Origin of the sequence: Trinickia mobilis, from assembly GCF_017315705.1 — a bacterium.
GTDB classification, from domain to species: Bacteria; Pseudomonadota; Gammaproteobacteria; order Burkholderiales; family Burkholderiaceae; genus Trinickia_A; species Trinickia_A mobilis.
Window position 1 is genome coordinate 33450 of record NZ_JAFLRF010000009.1, and the last position, 15253, is coordinate 48702.

The window sequence follows — 15253 nt, forward strand, 5'->3', positions numbered from 1 at the left end:
CGTGCATATGCGACTCATCGGACGAACGCGATCGACGCGCACGACAGGCTCGCGGAAGACACCGCCGCTTCATCACACGCCACCGGGCGATGGAAAGGCACTCGCGAATCTCGCCGCCAAGCGGCCCAGCGCACGACCGACAGAGCAAGGCGGCCGCCCTGCTCACGGACACTCAATTCGGCACTCGGCAAAATGCTCGCGGCTTGCGTCCGCCATTGCTCCAGCGCGACAGATTCCGGCGTGAAATTGCGCGCCGCTTCGGCCAACGAGTCCGCGATCAACACGGCGCCCTCACGCATCGCCAATTCGCTTTCGCCGCGCGCTAGCCACAACTGCGCGGAAATTACGCCAAGCGCGCTTACCGCCATCAGCGCGACTGCGACCAGCACTTCGAGCAGCGTTGTGCCCCGCCCCTTACGCCACCACCGCGCTTTCATGCCGCGCTCCCGCAGCGGCCTTCGGTGAGCCGGGCGCGCCCGCCCGCGGCGATACGGATGCAGCGATGCCAGCCGTCGCCGCGCGTGCCGGCTCCGACGTCGCGCGGCGCGACCTCGAGACTCCGGAAGCCGCCAATCACCTGTCCCGCAGGCGGAGTAAAGGCGATTTCGGCAGCGTTCCCCTTAACGGCAACGGCCGCAACGCGCGGCTGCATGCGCAAAATGGAAGGCGCCGCGTTCGCGTCCGCAGTCACAGCCCATCCGCACGACCAATCGAGCGCACCGCCTTCGCACGGAGCGCGCGCCGCAAGACAACGGCGCGCGGCATCGATCCGGCAAAGCGTGACGCGCATGCCGCGCCGGATCGCTTCGCTGCGTGCGTAGGTCAGACTGGAAACGAGCACCCTCGCCCTCGCATCGACTTGATCGCGCATTCGCCACGCGATGAAAGACGGCATCGCCATCACCGAGAAAAGCGCAACGATCACTGCTACGACCAACAATTCCACGAGCGTGAAGCCCCTGCAGCAGGCCCGCAGCGACCGCGCTCCCGACACGAATTTGCTCTGCATTCCAAAGTTTCCTCACGGTCCGCATGCGACCAATCTAGCGGTGACGCCGGGACTCCACAATCGGCCGCTCGGCCTAGTGGCGCACGAGCGCAATCACACGCAAGAATGTCGTGTCACAGCGAAAAAGCAGGCAGGGAATGGGATGAAGCGATACGAGGAATCAGCGCTTACGCGACGATTTGGCTGGCGTCGCCGCCCGGCGGGCCTCTTCGATGATGTCCGCGAACTCGGAGACATCTTCGAACTGCCGGTAGACAGAAGCAAAACGCACGTAGGCAATCGTGTCGAGCTGGCGCAACTCGCTCATCACGAGTTCGCCGAGGCGGTCGCTCTTCACCTCGCGCTCGCCGCTGCCAAGAAGCTGGTATTCGATGCGGGCGACCGCCGCGTCGATCGCGTCGGCCGCCACCGGGCGCTTTCTCAGCGCCAGTCGCATGCTCGCGGCAATCTTGCGGCGGTCGAATTCCGTGCGGCTGCCGTCCTTCTTGACAACCGCCGGCAACGCCAGCTCGACCCGCTCATACGTCGTAAAACGTTTGTCGCAAGCCGAGCAGCGGCGGCGCCGGCGAATCGCGGCGCCCTCCTCCGATACGCGCGAATCCACGACTTGCGTATCGTCGTGCCGGCAAAAGGGGCAGCGCATGGGCGATCAGCGATAGACCGGGAAGCGCTTCGTCAGTTCGGCGACTTGCGCGCGCACGCGTTCGATCGTCGCCGCGTCTTCGGGATTGTCGAGCAAGTCGGCGATCAAGTTGCCTACTTGCTCGGCTTCCTTCACGCCGAAGCCACGCGTCGTCATGGCCGGCGAACCAAGGCGGATGCCGCTCGTGACGAACGGCTTTTCCGGATCGTTCGGAATCGCGTTCTTGTTGACCGTGATGTGCGCTGCGCCGAGCGCCGCTTCCGCCGCCTTGCCCGTGATGTGCTTCGCGCGCAGGTCGACGAGCATGAGGTGGCTTTCCGTGCGGCCCGACACGATGCGCAGGCCGCGCTTGACAAGCGTTTCCGCCAGCACGCGGGCGTTGTCGACGACGTGCTGCTGGTAAGCCTTGAATTCCGGCGACAGCGCTTCCTTGAACGCGACGGCCTTGGCCGCGATCACGTGCATCAGCGGACCGCCCTGGATGCCCGGGAAGATCGCCGAATTGATCGGCTTCTCGTATTCCGCCTTCATCAGGATCACGCCGCCGCGCGGGCCGCGCAGGCTCTTGTGAGTGGTCGTCGTGACGAAATCGGCGTGTGGCACCGGGTTCGGATAGACGCCCGCGGCGATCAGGCCGGCGTAGTGCGCCATGTCGACCATGAGGTACGCCCCGATCGACTTCGCGATTTTCGCGAGGCGCTCGAAATCGATGCGCAGCGCAAACGCCGAGGCGCCCGCGACGATCAGCTTCGGCTTGTGTTCCTGCGCGAGCTTTTCAGCGGCGTCGTAGTCGATGTCTTCCGCTTCGTTCAAACCGTAGCTGACGACGTTGAACCATTTGCCCGACATGTTCACGGGCGAGCCGTGCGTCAGGTGGCCGCCGTGGGCGAGGCTCATGCCCATGATCGTGTCGCCCGGCTTCAGCATCGCGAAGAACACGCCCTGGTTCGCCTGCGAGCCCGAATTCGGCTGCACGTTCGCAGCCTCCGCGCCGAAAAGTTCCTTCACGCGGTCGATCGCGAGCTGCTCGACGACGTCGACATATTCGCAGCCGCCGTAGTAGCGCTTGCCGGGGTAGCCCTCGGCATACTTGTTCGTGAGCTGCGAGCCCTGGGCGGCCATCACGGCGGGGCTCGTATAGTTTTCCGACGCGATCAGTTCGATGTGCTCTTCCTGACGGTGGTTTTCCTGTTCGATCGCCTTCCAGATTTCTGGATCGACGTCGGCGATGGTGCTTTGGGCTCTGTCAAACATACGGGTTCCGTTAAGTGTGTGCAGGTTGACCGAAGCGTGCGCGGATACGTACCGATCGTACGCTGCGCTGCTGGCGGCTGGGCCAGCCCTGACGTGGCGGATGAAGTCCTGAGGTTCCGTTACGCGGGGCGCGGCAACCAGCAGCAGCGCAAACAACGGCGCGCGGCTCACGGCTGCCCAGGCGAACGGCAAAACGGCACCCTGCGCTTCACGGTGGGTGGCTCCACCTTGCCCCCGATGGGGTGCTATCGCCAGTCACGCAGGGATGAGCGCGTTAGTTTATTGGAACCTCATTGAATAGGCAACCGCATGACGCACCCGGTTCGAACCCCTGTGCGAAGCCCCCGCGGGGCGGGCTTCACGGCTGATTTCCGGCCCCGCGGCAGATCCCGCGAAACGTCCGAATGGCACCTTCCGCCAGGGCTTCATCGGGAACGCTGCGCGGGCCCGGCGCGCGCAATCGTTTGCGGACATGCGCGAACGCCGAGCCGCTTTTTGGCCCCGCCATCGGCCAAAGGCCATTCTTGCCGCAAGATCGCAATGGAAGTAGGCTCTCAACCTTCCGCTTTCCCCATCCACCGACCCGACCAGGGAGCAGTAATGATCGTGTTCGTCACCGGCGCGTCCGCCGGCTTCGGCGCCGCCATCGCCCGCGCATTCGTCAGCGGCGGCCATCGCGTCGTCGCCACCGCCCGCCGCAAAAACCGTCTCGACGCGCTCGCCGCCGAACTCGGCGCCGCCCTTCTGCCTTACGAGCTCGACGTGCGCGACCGCGCCGCCGTAGAAGCGGTGCCCGCTTCGCTGCCGGAAGAATTCGCCGCCGTCGACGTGCTCGTCAACAACGCCGGCCTCGCGCTGGGGCTCGAGCCCGCCCAACGCGCCAATCTCGACGACTGGCACACGATGATCGACACCAACTGCACCGGCCTCGTCACCATCACCCGTGCGCTCTTGCCGGGCATGGTCGAGCGCAATCGCGGGCACATCGTCAATCTCGGCTCCACGGCGGGCAGCTACGCTTATGCGGGCGGCAACGTCTACGGCGCGACGAAGGCGTTCGTGCGGCATTTCAGCCTGAACCTGCGCGCGGACCTGGCGGGCACGGCGGTGCGCGTCACCGACATCGAACCGGGCCTGTGCGGCGGCACCGAATTCTCCAGCGTGCGCTTCAAGGGCGACGGCGCCAAGGTCGCGAGCCTCTACGACAACGTCCAGCCGCTGACCCCCGAGGACATCGCCGAGTCGATCTACTGGATCGCGACGCGCCCCAAGCACGTCAACATCAATATGATCGAACTGATGCCGATCGCCCAATCGTTCGCAGGACTTTCGGTGCATCGGGGCTGAGGGAATGCGATCTTTGGGGACGCCCGGAGTTTTGAGACGCGCCCGCGCGTTCCGGTAAAATGCCGGGCATGAAACTGACCACCAGCCGTTCTGGAGCGGAAATCGGCTTCACATGGCCGATCCGCGTGTATTACGAAGATACCGACGCAGGCGGCATCGTCTTCTACGCGAACTACCTGAAATATTTCGAGCGCGCACGCACCGAGTGGCTGCGCGCGTGCGGCGTTGACCAAAGCCGGCTCGCCGGCGAGGACGGAGTCGTTTTCGTCGTCAGGAGTACCGCGCTCGACTATCACGCGCCCGCCCGTCTCGACGACGAGGTGACCATCGCGAGCCGCATCGAGCGGATCGGTCGCGCGTCAGTCGACTTCATGCAGGAGGCCTGGCGCGACGACGTGCTGCTCGCGACGGGCCAGATTCGCGTCGGCTGCGTCGATCGCGCCGCGCTGAAACCCGCTGCGATTCCTGCGCCCGTGCTCGCCGCGCTGCGGCGCGGGCCGAGTGGAAATCCATCGAACGTGTCAACGGCAAGTGCATAAACACCGTTGAGACACTGCCAATGAACTTGTATCGCCCACATCGATACTAAGCATGGTTCGGCGGGAGGCCGCGAACGCTTTCGAGTCCCCGACTGAAAGCCTGGAAAAGCCTTGCAGCCGGACGCCCCATCGGGGACGTTAAAGCAAACCTCTATGAACAACGCACAAGATCTTTCGATCATTTCCCTGGTTCTCAACGCGAGCGTGCTCGCGCAGGCGGTGATGGCGCTCCTGCTGTTGCTGTCGCTGATGTCGTGGACTTTCATCTTCCGCAAGTGGTTTGCGATTCGCCGCGCACGCGCGCAAACTGAACGTTTTGAACGTGATTTCTGGTCGGGCGGCGACCTGCAGGCGCTTTATCAGAGCGCCGCAAACAACCGTCACACGATCGGCGCGCTCGAGCGCATTTTCGAGTCCGGCATGCGCGAGTTTCTGAAGGGCAAGGAAAAGCGTCTGAACGATCCCGGCGCGATCCTCGACGGCGCACGCCGTGCGATGCGCGCCGCGTTCCAGCGTGAAATGGACGTGCTCGAAGCCAACCTCGCGTTTCTCGCGTCCGTCGGCTCGGTCAGTCCGTATATTGGTCTGTTCGGTACGGTGTGGGGGATCATGAACGCCTTCCGCGGACTCGCCAACGTGCAGCAGGCGACGCTCGCCAACGTCGCGCCCGGCATCGCCGAAGCGCTGACGGCGACCGCGATCGGCCTGTTTGCGGCCATCCCGGCGGTGGTCGCCTACAATCGCTACGCACACGACATCGATCGCCTCGCGATCCGCTTCGAGACTTTCATCGAAGAGTTTTCGAACATTCTGCAGCGCCAGGCGCATTAAGGAGTACTCGATGGCCGGCTCCACCAACCGTTCCAGCATGCGCGGCGGCCGCTCGCGCCGCGCGATGGCCGACATCAACGTCGTGCCGTACATCGACGTGATGCTGGTGCTGCTCGTCATCTTCATGGTGACGGCCCCGCTCGTTGCGCCTTCCATCGTGAATCTGCCGACTGTCGGCGGCGCGGCGCCGCAGCAGCAAACGCCGCCCGTCGTGGTCAACATCCGCGCGGACGGCAAGATGAATGTCAAATACAAAGACGACTCGGGCGCGACGCAGCAGGAAGACATGACGCGGGCCGATCTGAACAGTTTCGTCACCGATCGCCAGGCATCGCATCCCGACCAGCCGGTCGTGATCGCCGCCGACAAGACCGTCCAGTATGAAGTCGTCATGAACGTGATGTCCGACCTGAAGGCGCGGGGCGTCAAGCGCGTAGGCTTGCTGGTCAAATCGCAATGAACCGGAAGAAGTCCGTTTATCCGTTTTACCCGCCGAAGGAGCGGGGCACGTGGCGGGCGTTCGGGCTCGCCGCGCTGATGCATGTCCTGCTCGGGCTGTTCCTGTATCACGGCATCCAGTGGCAGAACAGCACGCCGGCCGGCGCCGAGGCCGAGCTTTGGACCGAGATTCCGAATCAGCCGGCCCCCGCTCCCGTCGTGACGCCGCCCGTTCAGGTCGCGCCTGCGCCGCCGGTGAAGGACGAACAAGCCGATATCGCGCTACAGGAAAAGAAGCGCCAGCAGCAAGAGGCCGCCGCCAAAGCGGCGCTGCTCGCCGAGCAGCAGCGCCTGAAGCTTCAGGCCCAGCAGGAAGCGGAAGCGAAGCGCCAGCAGCAGCTTGCCGAACAGCAGGCAGCGCAATTGGCCGAGCAGAAAGCTGCCGCGGAGAAGCTGAAGCAACAGCAGGCCGAGGCCGAGAAGCTCAAGCAGCAGCAACTGGCCCAACAGCAAAAGCTGAAACAGCAACAGCTCGAGCAGCAAAAGGCGCAGGAACAGGCGCAGCTCGAAGCGCAGCAGAAGGCTGACGAGGAAAAGGCCGCGAAGGCGAAGCAGCTGGCTCAGCAGCAGGCGGCCAAGAAACAGCTCGATCAGGAGCGGCGCGCGCGCCTTGCGCAGTTGCAAGGCATGGCCGGCGGCGAAAGTTCAAGCGGCAACGGCTTGGCGAAGAGCGGCACCGGCAGCGGCGCGGGCGGTACGGCGACGTCGCCGGGTTACGCAGAGAAGGTGCAGCGCCGAGTGCGCCCGAACATCGTGTGGGCGGGTGACACACAGGGCCTGGAAACTGTGATTGCGGTACGCTGCTCGCCGACCGGCACGTTGCTGTCCGCAGTGGTCCAGCGCTCGAGCGGCAACGCGCAGTGGGACGACGCGGCATTGCGCGCCGTCCAGCGCTCGGACCCGATGCCGCTCGACACCGATGGCCGCGCTCCCGCAACGTTTTTGATCACGATGCGTCCGGCGGCCTGAACCGAGCCCCCTCCCCCGCTCCGGCATGGAGCGACGAGGGAACGAATCGAGGGCTTGCCGGTCTCTCTCCTGTTATGCAGTGGTTGTTACATATCGTTATTCGGGAATTTTTAAAGCATGAGTTTGATGACGAAGCTAGGCCTGAGAACACTTGTGGCGTCGTGCCTGATTACAGCGGGCGCTGCCGCCCATGCCCAACTCAATGTCCTCGTGACGGGCGTCGGTTCTACCCAGTTTCCGATCGCGACGGCGAATTTTGCCAACGAAGTGAATTCCCCCCAGCAGATCAGCACGATCGTGCGTCAGGATCTGGCACGCAGCGGCAAGTTCAACAACATCGACGCCGGCAGCGCGCCGGTTTCCGAAACCGATTCCGTCGATCTGGGCAGCTGGAAGGCCAAGGGGGCGGACGCATTCGTCGCGGGCAGCGTCACGCGACTCGCGAACGGCCAGTACGAAGTGCGCTTCAAGCTCTACGACACGGTCAAGCAGCAGAGCCTCGGCGGCCTGTCGCTCGTCAGCCCGGAAAGCGGGCTCCGGATGAGCGCACACAAGATCGCCGACTACATCTATCAACAACTGCTCGGCACGCGCGGCGTGTTTGCGACGCGCCTGTCGTACGTGATCAAGAGCGGCAACAAGTATCTGCTGCAGATATCCGATTCCGACGGCCAGAACGCGCAGTCCGCGCTGACGAGCCCGGAGCCGATCATCTCGCCTGCCTGGTCGCCCGACGGCACGAAGGTCGCGTACGTATCGTTCGAAAAGAGAAAGCCGATCGTCTACATTCACGACCTGCCGACCGGCCGCCGCGTGATCGTCTCCGACCAGAAAGGCAACAACAGCGCGCCGGCCTGGTCGCCTGACGGCCGCACGGTGGCGGTCGCCCTTTCGCGTACCGGCAATACGCAGATTTTCGCAGTCAACGCCGATGGAACCGGCTTGCGCCGCCTCACGCAAGGCACCTCCATCGACACCGAACCGTATTACTCCCCTGACGGACAGTGGATTTACTTCACGAGCGACCGCGGCGGCCAGCCCCAAATCTATAAGATGTCGGCCCAGGGCGAAAGCGCCGGCGCGGCGCAGCGCGTGACGTTCAACGGCAACTACAACACGAGCCCGCGCATCAGCCCCGACGGCAAGCAGCTCGCCTACATCTCGCGTGTGGGCGGCGCCTTCAAGCTCTATGTTCAGGATCTGCAGAGCGGCGTAGCAACGGCGCTCACCGACACAACACATGACGAATCGCCGAGCTTCGCGGCGAATGGTCAGTACATTCTTTACGCCACTCAGGTGAACGGCCGTGGCGTGTTGGCCGCTGTATCGACCGATGGTCGGACGCGGCAGGTCCTGTCCGTTCAGGGAGGCAGCGTGCGCGAGCCGTCCTGGGGCCCGTTTATGCAATGACACACAAGGAGAGTAACGAATGATGTCCAATCGTCGTATTGCGTTTGCCGTGTTGCTGGTTGGTGCTTTGGCTGCTTGCAGCTCCGGCGTGAAGAAGACTGAGAACGCGAATCAGGGCGCGGTCAGCACTCAGCCGAACCCGAATGCCGTAGCGCCGGTGGTAGTCGACGAGCTGAACAACCCGAACAGCCCGCTTGCCAAGCGCAGCGTCTACTTCGACTTCGACAGCTATTCGGTCAAGGACGAGTACCAGTCGCTTCTGCAAGTCCACGCGAACTATCTGAAGAGCCATCCGGAACGCCATGTCCTGATCCAGGGCAACACCGACGAGCGCGGTACGAGCGAGTACAACCTGGCCCTCGGCCAGAAGCGTGCGGAAGCCGTCCACCGTGCGCTGGCGCTGCTCGGCGTGCCGGATTCGCAAGTGGAAGCCGTGAGCCTCGGCAAGGAAAAGCCGCTGGCGACGGGTCATGACGAAGCGTCGTGGGCACAGAATCGCCGCGCCGACCTCGTCTATCAACAGTAACGGGTGATAAGGCGTATGAAGCACCGTTTCTCCTGGCTGCGGGTTGCCGCAGCCGCCTGCGTGACCGGGTCGGTGCTCGTCGCGGCACCGGCGCACGCTGGCTTGTTCGACGACGATCAGGCGCGCCAGGCGATCCTCGATCTGCGCAGCAAGACGGACAATCTCGCTAGCCAGCTCGCGGCCGCCCAGCGCACGATCCTCGATCAATCCAGCCGGCTCGACCAGCTCAACCAGCAGATCGCCACGCTGCGCGGACAGAACGAGGACCTGACGAACCAGGTCACCACGTTGCAAAAGCAGCAAAAGGACTACTACACCGACCTCGATACGCGGCTCAAGAAGTTCGAGCCGCAGAAGCAGACGGTGGATGGCGTCCAGGGCACGGTGCAGCCGGGTGAAACGGAGGCGTTCAACGCCGCGTCGCAGCAGTTCCGCAACGGCGATTTCAAGGGTGCGGCCGCATCGTTCCGCGACTTCATCCAGAAATATCCGCAGAGCCCCTATCAGCCGACCGCGCAATACTGGCTCGGCAACGCGCTGTATGCGCTGCGCGACTACAAGGGCTCGACGGCCACCTGGCAGGGCGTCGTGAAGAACTACCCGCAGCATCCGCGCGCGCCGGAAGCGTTGTTGGCGATTGCGAACAATCAACTGGAACAAGGTCAGAAGGCGGCTGCCCGCAAGACCTTGCAGCAGATCGTCGACCAATACGGCTCGTCGGACGTCGCGCAAAAGGCACAGAGCACGCTCTCGGGAATCAAATAAACGAAGCCGTCACACGCGTATCCAGTGACACAACGCGCGTCTTTCGCTGGAAAGCCCGGAGCATCGACGCTCCGGGCTTTCTTTTTTTGGGCCGGGTGACGGCGGCGGGCACGATCGGTTGACAGACGCAAGCATCCGCCGCTATACTTTTCCCTCTTTGGGTCGTTAGCTCAGCTGGTAGAGCAGCGGACTTTTAATCCGTTGGTCACAGGTTCGAATCCCGTACGGCCTACCAAATGCAGTATCGCAGTATCAAAAAAGCCCGGTCCTCACGACCGGGCTTTTTGCTTTCTGGACGCCCGGCATAGCCCGACCTACCCCCGCGCCTCCAGCGCGCAATCCTACGATCTGGATAATTGACGAATCCGGACGGGGTCGCCGATCCCGATCCCAGGTCGAAGCGATACGTTCATAGCTGAAGCCGGCTCGACAAGCTCGAACTCCAGCCGGACCTGCTGACCTTTGCGAAACGGCGCACGAGCACCGCGCTCAGTTTTGATACTTCGCATTACCAAACAGTACGTCTTCCGCAAGCGGGCGACGACCACACAATGATCGGACAGGTCGGATCGCAACCTGGCCCGGTCGATGTGTTCGTCAAAAACACCGGCATCGCAAGCGTCGTCGATCTCGATGGTCCCCGGACAGACTTTTCCAGTGAACGGCGGCGTGAGCTTAATCTAAAAGCGTCTATCGACGACCACGCCGGGCTCTTGCAGCGCCAAGCGCGTCCGGTCGCCGGCAGCATCCGACCCTACTGTGCGGCCGCTGCCAGCCGACCGCTTGAAATGGCGTTGCAAGCTAACAAGTGCTTGCATTGTGCGTCGCATCATACAGGTCGTTTTCCGCTACTATTGGAGATAGGGCTTCAATTCTCCAGATCGCAACGGGCACCGCAAGCGGCGTGTTCATTGTGTCTGCTGCCCGCGCGCCAAACGGCGCACAGACAAGGAGAGATCCCAATGTTCGACGCCGAAATCGCAGCTACGCTTCTCAACCGTTGGATTGGCCAGTCATCGACCACCGACCTCGAGACCCACCTTGACCTGTTGCGCGAGGGCAACCTCGAATTCTTTCGCCAATCGGGCCGCGTAGTGGACGCGGCGGAAGGCAGCACGTTCAATGTCGAGTCGCTGGTGTTCGTCGACGGCTCGCGCACCTTGCGCATCAAAGCGCCCGATCTGGCACCGCATTGGACGCGCTGGACAGCCGTCGAGCCTCCCCAGGCCTTCAACCCGGACGCCGTCGAATCGCGCTTGCCGTTCACTTCGTGCTGAGCGCTTCCCGCCCAAACCGCCGTCAACGCTTTGACGGCGCGTCAAACGCGCGCGTCGGCGCTCAAACACCGCGCCGCACGTCCACGCGGTAGCGCGTCACCTGCCGATATCGCGTGCCGGGACGCACGATCACGCGCTCCTGATCTTCCATGTTGACTTCGTTCGGAAACGCGCCCGCTTCCAGGCACATTCCGCCGTGACGCTGGTACGTCACGCCGCTGCGTCCGGCGACGCCCGGCAGATCGTTGCCCGTATAAAACTGCAGGCCGCGCTGATCGGTGAAAACCGTCAGTTGCCTTCCGCTTGCCGGATCGTAGGCGCAAGCCACCTGCCTCACGTTCTGCTGCGGCGAAGCCGCGTCCGTCGTCGATGAGTTCAGCACGTAGCAATGATCGAAGCCCCCTGCCTGCACGAGCTGCGCATGAGGCCAGTCGAGCCGCGCGCCGATCGGCGCGCTCTGGCGGAAATCGAACGCATTGCCCGCGACTTCCGCGAGCCGCGTCGGAATCAAGGCCGCGTCGACTTCGAAGAACGCGTCGGCATCGATCGACATCGTATGGCCGCGAATGTCGCTGCCCGCTTCGCCCGTCAAGTTGAAGTACGCGTGGTTCGTCAGGTTGAGCGGCGTCGGGGCGTCGGCGAGCGCTTCGTATTCGATCGACAGCGTACCGTCGTCATCGAGCGTGTAGCGCACTTGCGCCGAGACGTTGCCGGGAAAGCCCGCGTCGCCCTCGGGCGAGTCGAGCGTCATGACGAGCGCGCCGTTCTCTTCCGCTGCGCTCCAGAGCGCGCGATGAAACCCGCTCGCGCCGCCGTGCAGCAGATTCGTGCCTTCGTTGCGATCGAGCGTGTACTCGATGCCGTCCAGCACGAAGCGCGCATCCGCGATGCGGTTCGCCCAGCGCCCGACGATCGCGCCCATGTACGCGGTCGCCGCGAAGTAATCGGCGGGCGTGTCGTGGCCGAGCAGAATGTTGCCGAGCCGGCCGGCACGATCCGGCGCATGCCACGACACGAGCGTCGCGCCCAGGTCGCTGATCGCGACTTTCATCCCCTGCGCGTTGCGCAGCGTGAAAAGGCGGACCGCATCGCCGCCCGGCAAAGCGCCCCAGGGTTCGGAAGACAGTCGTGCGGTGCTGATCATGGAGTCGGAAAGCGAAGGAATGGGAAAGTGGCGCTCATTGCCGTGAAATCGAGGGACTCACGCGCTCCTGATACTCGCGCGGCGTGCAGCCGAGCTCGCGCTTGAACACCGCGTACATATATTGCAGCGACGTGAAGCCGCAGCGGATCGCGACTTCCGCGCTCGCCGCGTCGCGCTTCGCAAGCAGCGCCTTGGCCGCATCGAGCTTGTGGCGCAGGATCTCGTGGTGCACGGTGCACTGCAGCTCGCGCCGGAAATACTCTTCGAGCGACGAGCGCGACACGCCAACATAATCGGCGACCTGCTCCGTCTTGATCCCCTGGCACGCGTACTGGCGAATGAAGTGGCGCGCGCGCATCACGTATGGGCTCGCGAGCGGCTCGTGCTTGGTCGATTCGAGCACGTTGATGCCGACCGGCGGCACGAGAATGCGCCGGCCCGGAAAGCGCGCGCCGCGCAGCATCTGATGCAGCAGATGCGCCGCCGTGCGCCCCATCTCCTCGGTGCCCTGAATCACCGACGACAGCGGGATGCGCGTCAACGTGCGCGTGAGCGGGTCGTTGTCGATGCCGATGATCGCGACTTGCTCCGGCACCGGCGTGCCCGAGATCAGGCAGGCCTGCAGCAATTGCCGCGCGCGGGCGTCGGTGACGGCGATGATGCCGACGGGCGTCGGCAGCGTCGCGAGCCAGGCGGTGAGTTTCTCGATCGCTTCGTTCCAGGCCGGCGCGCTCGTCGGCAGGCCCCGGTAGATTTCCGCTTCGTGGCCGTCGGCCGCTCTCAGGTGCTTGAATGCGAGTTCGCGCTGCTGCGCCCAGCGGTTTTCCGGCGCTTCGGGCAGGCTGTAGAGCGCGAAGTTCTCCAAGCCTGCGCCGATGAGGTGCGTATAGGCGAGCGATACGAGCTTGGCGTTGTCGGTGGCGATGTACGGCAAATCCGGAGGATAGCCGGCCGGGTCCTCGTACGACGAGCCCACTGCAACCACCGGCAGCGGGCAATCGCGCAGCGCTTCGCAAACGGCCGGATCGTCGAAGTCGGCGATGATGCCGTCGCCGCCGAAGCGCTCGATGCCGGTCAGCCGGCAGCGGAAATCCTCTTCCAGAAACAGGTCCCACGCGACCCGCGTCGACAGCAGATAGTTGCCGATGCCGGTAATGATCTCGCGGTCGTACACCTTGTTCGCGTTGAAAAGGAGCGCGATTCGATGCGGCGGGAGCGTGTGGGGCGTCTGAGGCATCTGTGGCGTTCGGGAACGGGTCATCGCAATCGTCGGCACGCGGCCCATGTAGCGCGGCAGCGGATTAACGTGAACCGGGCCACGCGTTTCTTAAGCGTCTGGTTATTTTAGGCTGCGAATCCCCGGGACGTGTCAGCGCTTTCATGCGCGCGGTGAGAAACATCACCGCCGCTGCGCAATTTCGCAATTGCCGGTGCGCGCCCCGCGCTGGCAGCATGGCTTCACTTTGCGAACGTGCGCGCGCAAGCCGTGCGGGTTGCATCGCAGCATAAATAAGCTTTGCATGGGATCGACATCGGGTCGACAGCCTTGCATGGGACCAGAGTAAGCGCTCTGCATGGGGCCGGAGTAAGTGCTAAAGCACTAACTCCGGCCGACAGCTAAAGCGCTAACTCTGGTCGACAGGAGACGCTCATGTCCTACTTCGAAAACATTCCCGCGATCCGCTACGAGGGCCCGCAATCGGTCAACGCGCTCGCGTTCCGCCACTACGACAAGACCAAGCGCGTGCTCGGCAAGACGCTCGAAGAACATCTGCGCATCGCCGTCTGCTATTGGCACACGTTCTGCTGGCCGGGCAGCGACATCTTCGGGCAAGGGACTTTCCACCGGCCGTGGCACCAGCCCGGCGACGCAATGGAGCGCGCGCACATGAAAGCGGACGTCGCGTTCGAATTCTTCTCGAAGCTCGGCACGCCCTACTACACGTTCCACGATACCGACGTCGCCCCCGAAGGCACGAGCCTCAAGCACTACAGCGAGAACTTCGCGCGCATGACCGACCACCTTGCGAAGAAGCAGCAGGAAACGGGCGTGAAGCTCCTGTGGGGCACGGCAAACCTGTTCTCGCATTCGCGCTACGCGGCCGGCGCCGCGACCAACCCGAACCCTGAAGTGTTCGCTTACGCAGCGACGCAGGTGCGTCATGCGCTCGACGCGACGCAGCAGCTCGGCGGCGAGAATTACGTGCTGTGGGGCGGCCGCGAAGGCTACGAGACACTGCTCAACACGGACCTCGCACGCGAGCGCGAGCAGCTCGCGCGCTTCCTGAACATGGTGGCCGAGCACAAGCACAAGATCGGCTTCAACGGCACGCTCTTGATCGAGCCGAAGCCGCAGGAACCGACCAAGCATCAATACGACTACGACGTCGCGACGGTGCACGGTTTTCTCACCCAATACGGCCTGCAGAACGAGTTCCGCGTCAACATCGAAGCGAATCACGCGACGCTCGCCGGGCACTCGTTCCATCACGAGATCGCGACCGCGTTCGCGCTCGGCATCTTCGGCAGCGTCGACGCGAACCGCGGCGATCCGCAAAACGGCTGGGATACCGATCAGTTTCCGAACAGCGTCGAGGAATTGACGCTTGCGTTCTACGAAATCCTGCGGCACGGCGGCTTCACGACCGGCGGCATGAACTTCGACGCGAAGCTGCGGCGCCAAAGCACCGATCCCGAAGACCTGTTCTACGGGCATGTCGGCGCAATCGACAACCTCGCGCTCGCGCTCGAACGTGCCGCCGCGCTCGTCGAGAACGACCGGCTCGAGCAGTTCAAGCAGCAACGCTATGCGGGCTGGGATACGGAGTTCGGACGCAAGATCCTGTCGGGCGGCTACACGCTCGCAACGCTCGCCGCCGACGCAGCCTCGCGCGCCCTCAACCCGCAGCATGCGAGCGGGCAGCAGGAGCGGCTCGAAAACGTCGTGAACCAGACGATCTACGGCGCGCATTGAGATGAAACAGCCCCCACGCTCTCTGCGTTCGCTGCCCCCCGAGGGGGGGCAGTACGCTTGGGGCGGC

At 63.9% G+C, this 15253-nt stretch carries 16 protein-coding genes, 1 tRNA gene and 1 riboswitch; of the genes, 11 read left to right on the forward strand and 6 right to left on the reverse strand.

The genetic code is table 11. The features are described from left to right. Nucleotides 1–14: 14 nt before the first annotated feature. The 4 genes from J3489_RS14405 to glyA form a co-directional block, all read right to left on the reverse strand. A complete protein-coding gene (locus J3489_RS14405) occupies nucleotides 15–437 on the reverse strand; it encodes a type IV pilus modification PilV family protein (RefSeq protein ID WP_206999087.1) in 423 nt (140 codons plus the stop codon). Next, nucleotides 434–1009 (reverse strand): GspH/FimT family pseudopilin, encoded by a 576-nt coding sequence (locus tag J3489_RS14410; RefSeq protein ID WP_206999088.1) that lies wholly within the window; start codon nucleotides 1007–1009, stop codon nucleotides 434–436. Before J3489_RS14410 ends, J3489_RS14405 begins: the two co-directional genes overlap by 4 nt. 160 nt (nucleotides 1010–1169) lie before the next feature. Beyond that, a complete protein-coding gene (nrdR, locus tag J3489_RS14415; RefSeq protein ID WP_206999089.1) occupies nucleotides 1170–1652 on the reverse strand; it encodes a transcriptional regulator NrdR in 483 nt (160 codons plus the stop codon). 6 nt (nucleotides 1653–1658) lie between these two features. Beyond that, nucleotides 1659–2906: a serine hydroxymethyltransferase gene (gene glyA, locus J3489_RS14420; RefSeq protein ID WP_206999090.1), complete on the reverse strand. Its 1248-nt coding sequence runs from the start codon at nucleotides 2904–2906 to the stop codon at nucleotides 1659–1661. 168 nt (nucleotides 2907–3074) lie between these two features. Continuing rightward, nucleotides 3075–3175: riboswitch (ZMP/ZTP riboswitch) on the reverse strand. Between the two features lie 331 nt (nucleotides 3176–3506). On the opposite strand from glyA, the gene ydfG reads away from it, so the two are divergent. The 10 genes from ydfG to J3489_RS37640 all read left to right on the forward strand — a co-directional run bounded on the left by ydfG (nucleotide 3507) and on the right by J3489_RS37640 (nucleotide 11068). Next, complete coding sequence (gene ydfG, locus J3489_RS14425; protein WP_206999091.1) at nucleotides 3507–4253, forward strand: bifunctional NADP-dependent 3-hydroxy acid dehydrogenase/3-hydroxypropionate dehydrogenase YdfG; 747 nt, start codon at nucleotides 3507–3509, stop codon at nucleotides 4251–4253. A gap of 59 nt (nucleotides 4254–4312) precedes the next feature. Beyond that, nucleotides 4313–4792, forward strand: a complete 480-nt coding sequence (gene ybgC / locus J3489_RS14430) for a tol-pal system-associated acyl-CoA thioesterase (RefSeq protein WP_206999092.1) — start codon at nucleotides 4313–4315, stop codon at nucleotides 4790–4792. 153 nt (nucleotides 4793–4945) lie between these two features. Beyond that, entirely contained in the window at nucleotides 4946–5623 is a 678-nt protein-coding gene (gene tolQ / locus J3489_RS14435) for a protein TolQ (RefSeq protein ID WP_136893234.1), read from the forward strand. A 10-nt stretch (nucleotides 5624–5633) separates the two neighbouring features. Further along, nucleotides 5634–6083, forward strand: a complete 450-nt coding sequence (gene tolR / locus J3489_RS14440; RefSeq protein WP_206999093.1) for a protein TolR — start codon at nucleotides 5634–5636, stop codon at nucleotides 6081–6083. Further along, nucleotides 6080–7090 carry a cell envelope integrity protein TolA gene (tolA, locus tag J3489_RS14445; RefSeq protein WP_206999094.1) on the forward strand — a complete coding sequence of 337 codons (1011 nt, stop codon included), beginning with the start codon at nucleotides 6080–6082 and terminating at the stop codon, nucleotides 7088–7090. Before tolR ends, tolA begins: the two co-directional genes overlap by 4 nt. A 117-nt stretch (nucleotides 7091–7207) precedes the next feature. Then, nucleotides 7208–8500: a Tol-Pal system beta propeller repeat protein TolB gene (tolB, locus tag J3489_RS14450; protein WP_206999095.1), complete on the forward strand. Its 1293-nt coding sequence runs from the start codon at nucleotides 7208–7210 to the stop codon at nucleotides 8498–8500. Nucleotides 8501–8519: 19 nt separating this feature from the next. Beyond that, a complete protein-coding gene (gene pal / locus J3489_RS14455; RefSeq protein WP_206999096.1) occupies nucleotides 8520–9026 on the forward strand; it encodes a peptidoglycan-associated lipoprotein Pal in 507 nt (168 codons plus the stop codon). A 15-nt stretch (nucleotides 9027–9041) separates the two neighbouring features. Continuing rightward, the gene (ybgF, locus tag J3489_RS14460) at nucleotides 9042–9791 is read left to right on the forward strand and encodes a tol-pal system protein YbgF (protein ID WP_206999097.1); all 750 of its coding nucleotides are present in this window, start codon (nucleotides 9042–9044) and stop codon (nucleotides 9789–9791) included. Nucleotides 9792–9950: 159 nt separating this feature from the next. After that, nucleotides 9951–10026, forward strand: a tRNA-Lys gene (locus tag J3489_RS14465). A gap of 316 nt (nucleotides 10027–10342) precedes the next feature. Next, on the forward strand, nucleotides 10343–11068 hold the full coding sequence (locus J3489_RS37640) for a hypothetical protein (protein ID WP_242540026.1): 726 nt from the start codon (nucleotides 10343–10345) through the stop codon (nucleotides 11066–11068). Between the two features lie 61 nt (nucleotides 11069–11129). Here J3489_RS37640 and J3489_RS14475 read toward each other — a convergent pair whose 3' ends face one another. Continuing rightward, nucleotides 11130–12212 (reverse strand): aldose epimerase family protein, encoded by a 1083-nt coding sequence (locus J3489_RS14475; protein ID WP_206999099.1) that lies wholly within the window; start codon nucleotides 12210–12212, stop codon nucleotides 11130–11132. A 34-nt stretch (nucleotides 12213–12246) separates the two neighbouring features. Next, entirely contained in the window at nucleotides 12247–13473 is a 1227-nt protein-coding gene (locus J3489_RS14480) for a XylR family transcriptional regulator (RefSeq protein WP_206999101.1), read from the reverse strand. A gap of 390 nt (nucleotides 13474–13863) precedes the next feature. On the opposite strand from J3489_RS14480, the gene xylA reads away from it, so the two are divergent. After that, nucleotides 13864–15186: a xylose isomerase gene (xylA, locus tag J3489_RS14485; RefSeq protein ID WP_206999103.1), complete on the forward strand. Its 1323-nt coding sequence runs from the start codon at nucleotides 13864–13866 to the stop codon at nucleotides 15184–15186. Nucleotides 15187–15253 lie beyond the last annotated feature (67 nt).

Bases quoted from the DNA above. Each gene is read 5' to 3' on its own strand.
- J3489_RS14405 (WP_206999087.1), bottom strand. From the start codon at position 437: ATGAAAGCGCGGTGGTGGCGTAAGGGGCGGGGCACAACGCTGCTCGAA.
- J3489_RS14410 (WP_206999088.1), bottom strand. From the start codon at position 1,009: ATGCAGAGCAAATTCGTGTCGGGAGCGCGGTCGCTGCGGGCCTGCTGC.
- nrdR (WP_206999089.1), bottom strand. From the start codon at position 1,652: ATGCGCTGCCCCTTTTGCCGGCACGACGATACGCAAGTCGTGGATTCG.
- glyA (WP_206999090.1), bottom strand. From the start codon at position 2,906: ATGTTTGACAGAGCCCAAAGCACCATCGCCGACGTCGATCCAGAAATC.
- ydfG (WP_206999091.1), top strand. From the start codon at position 3,507: ATGATCGTGTTCGTCACCGGCGCGTCCGCCGGCTTCGGCGCCGCCATC.
- ybgC (WP_206999092.1), top strand. From the start codon at position 4,313: ATGCCGGGCATGAAACTGACCACCAGCCGTTCTGGAGCGGAAATCGGC.
- tolQ (WP_136893234.1), top strand. From the start codon at position 4,946: ATGAACAACGCACAAGATCTTTCGATCATTTCCCTGGTTCTCAACGCG.
- tolR (WP_206999093.1), top strand. From the start codon at position 5,634: ATGGCCGGCTCCACCAACCGTTCCAGCATGCGCGGCGGCCGCTCGCGC.
- tolA (WP_206999094.1), top strand. From the start codon at position 6,080: ATGAACCGGAAGAAGTCCGTTTATCCGTTTTACCCGCCGAAGGAGCGG.
- tolB (WP_206999095.1), top strand. From the start codon at position 7,208: ATGAGTTTGATGACGAAGCTAGGCCTGAGAACACTTGTGGCGTCGTGC.
- pal (WP_206999096.1), top strand. From the start codon at position 8,520: ATGATGTCCAATCGTCGTATTGCGTTTGCCGTGTTGCTGGTTGGTGCT.
- ybgF (WP_206999097.1), top strand. From the start codon at position 9,042: ATGAAGCACCGTTTCTCCTGGCTGCGGGTTGCCGCAGCCGCCTGCGTG.
- J3489_RS37640 (WP_242540026.1), top strand. From the start codon at position 10,343: ATGATCGGACAGGTCGGATCGCAACCTGGCCCGGTCGATGTGTTCGTC.
- J3489_RS14475 (WP_206999099.1), bottom strand. From the start codon at position 12,212: ATGATCAGCACCGCACGACTGTCTTCCGAACCCTGGGGCGCTTTGCCG.
- J3489_RS14480 (WP_206999101.1), bottom strand. From the start codon at position 13,473: ATGACCCGTTCCCGAACGCCACAGATGCCTCAGACGCCCCACACGCTC.
- xylA (WP_206999103.1), top strand. From the start codon at position 13,864: ATGTCCTACTTCGAAAACATTCCCGCGATCCGCTACGAGGGCCCGCAA.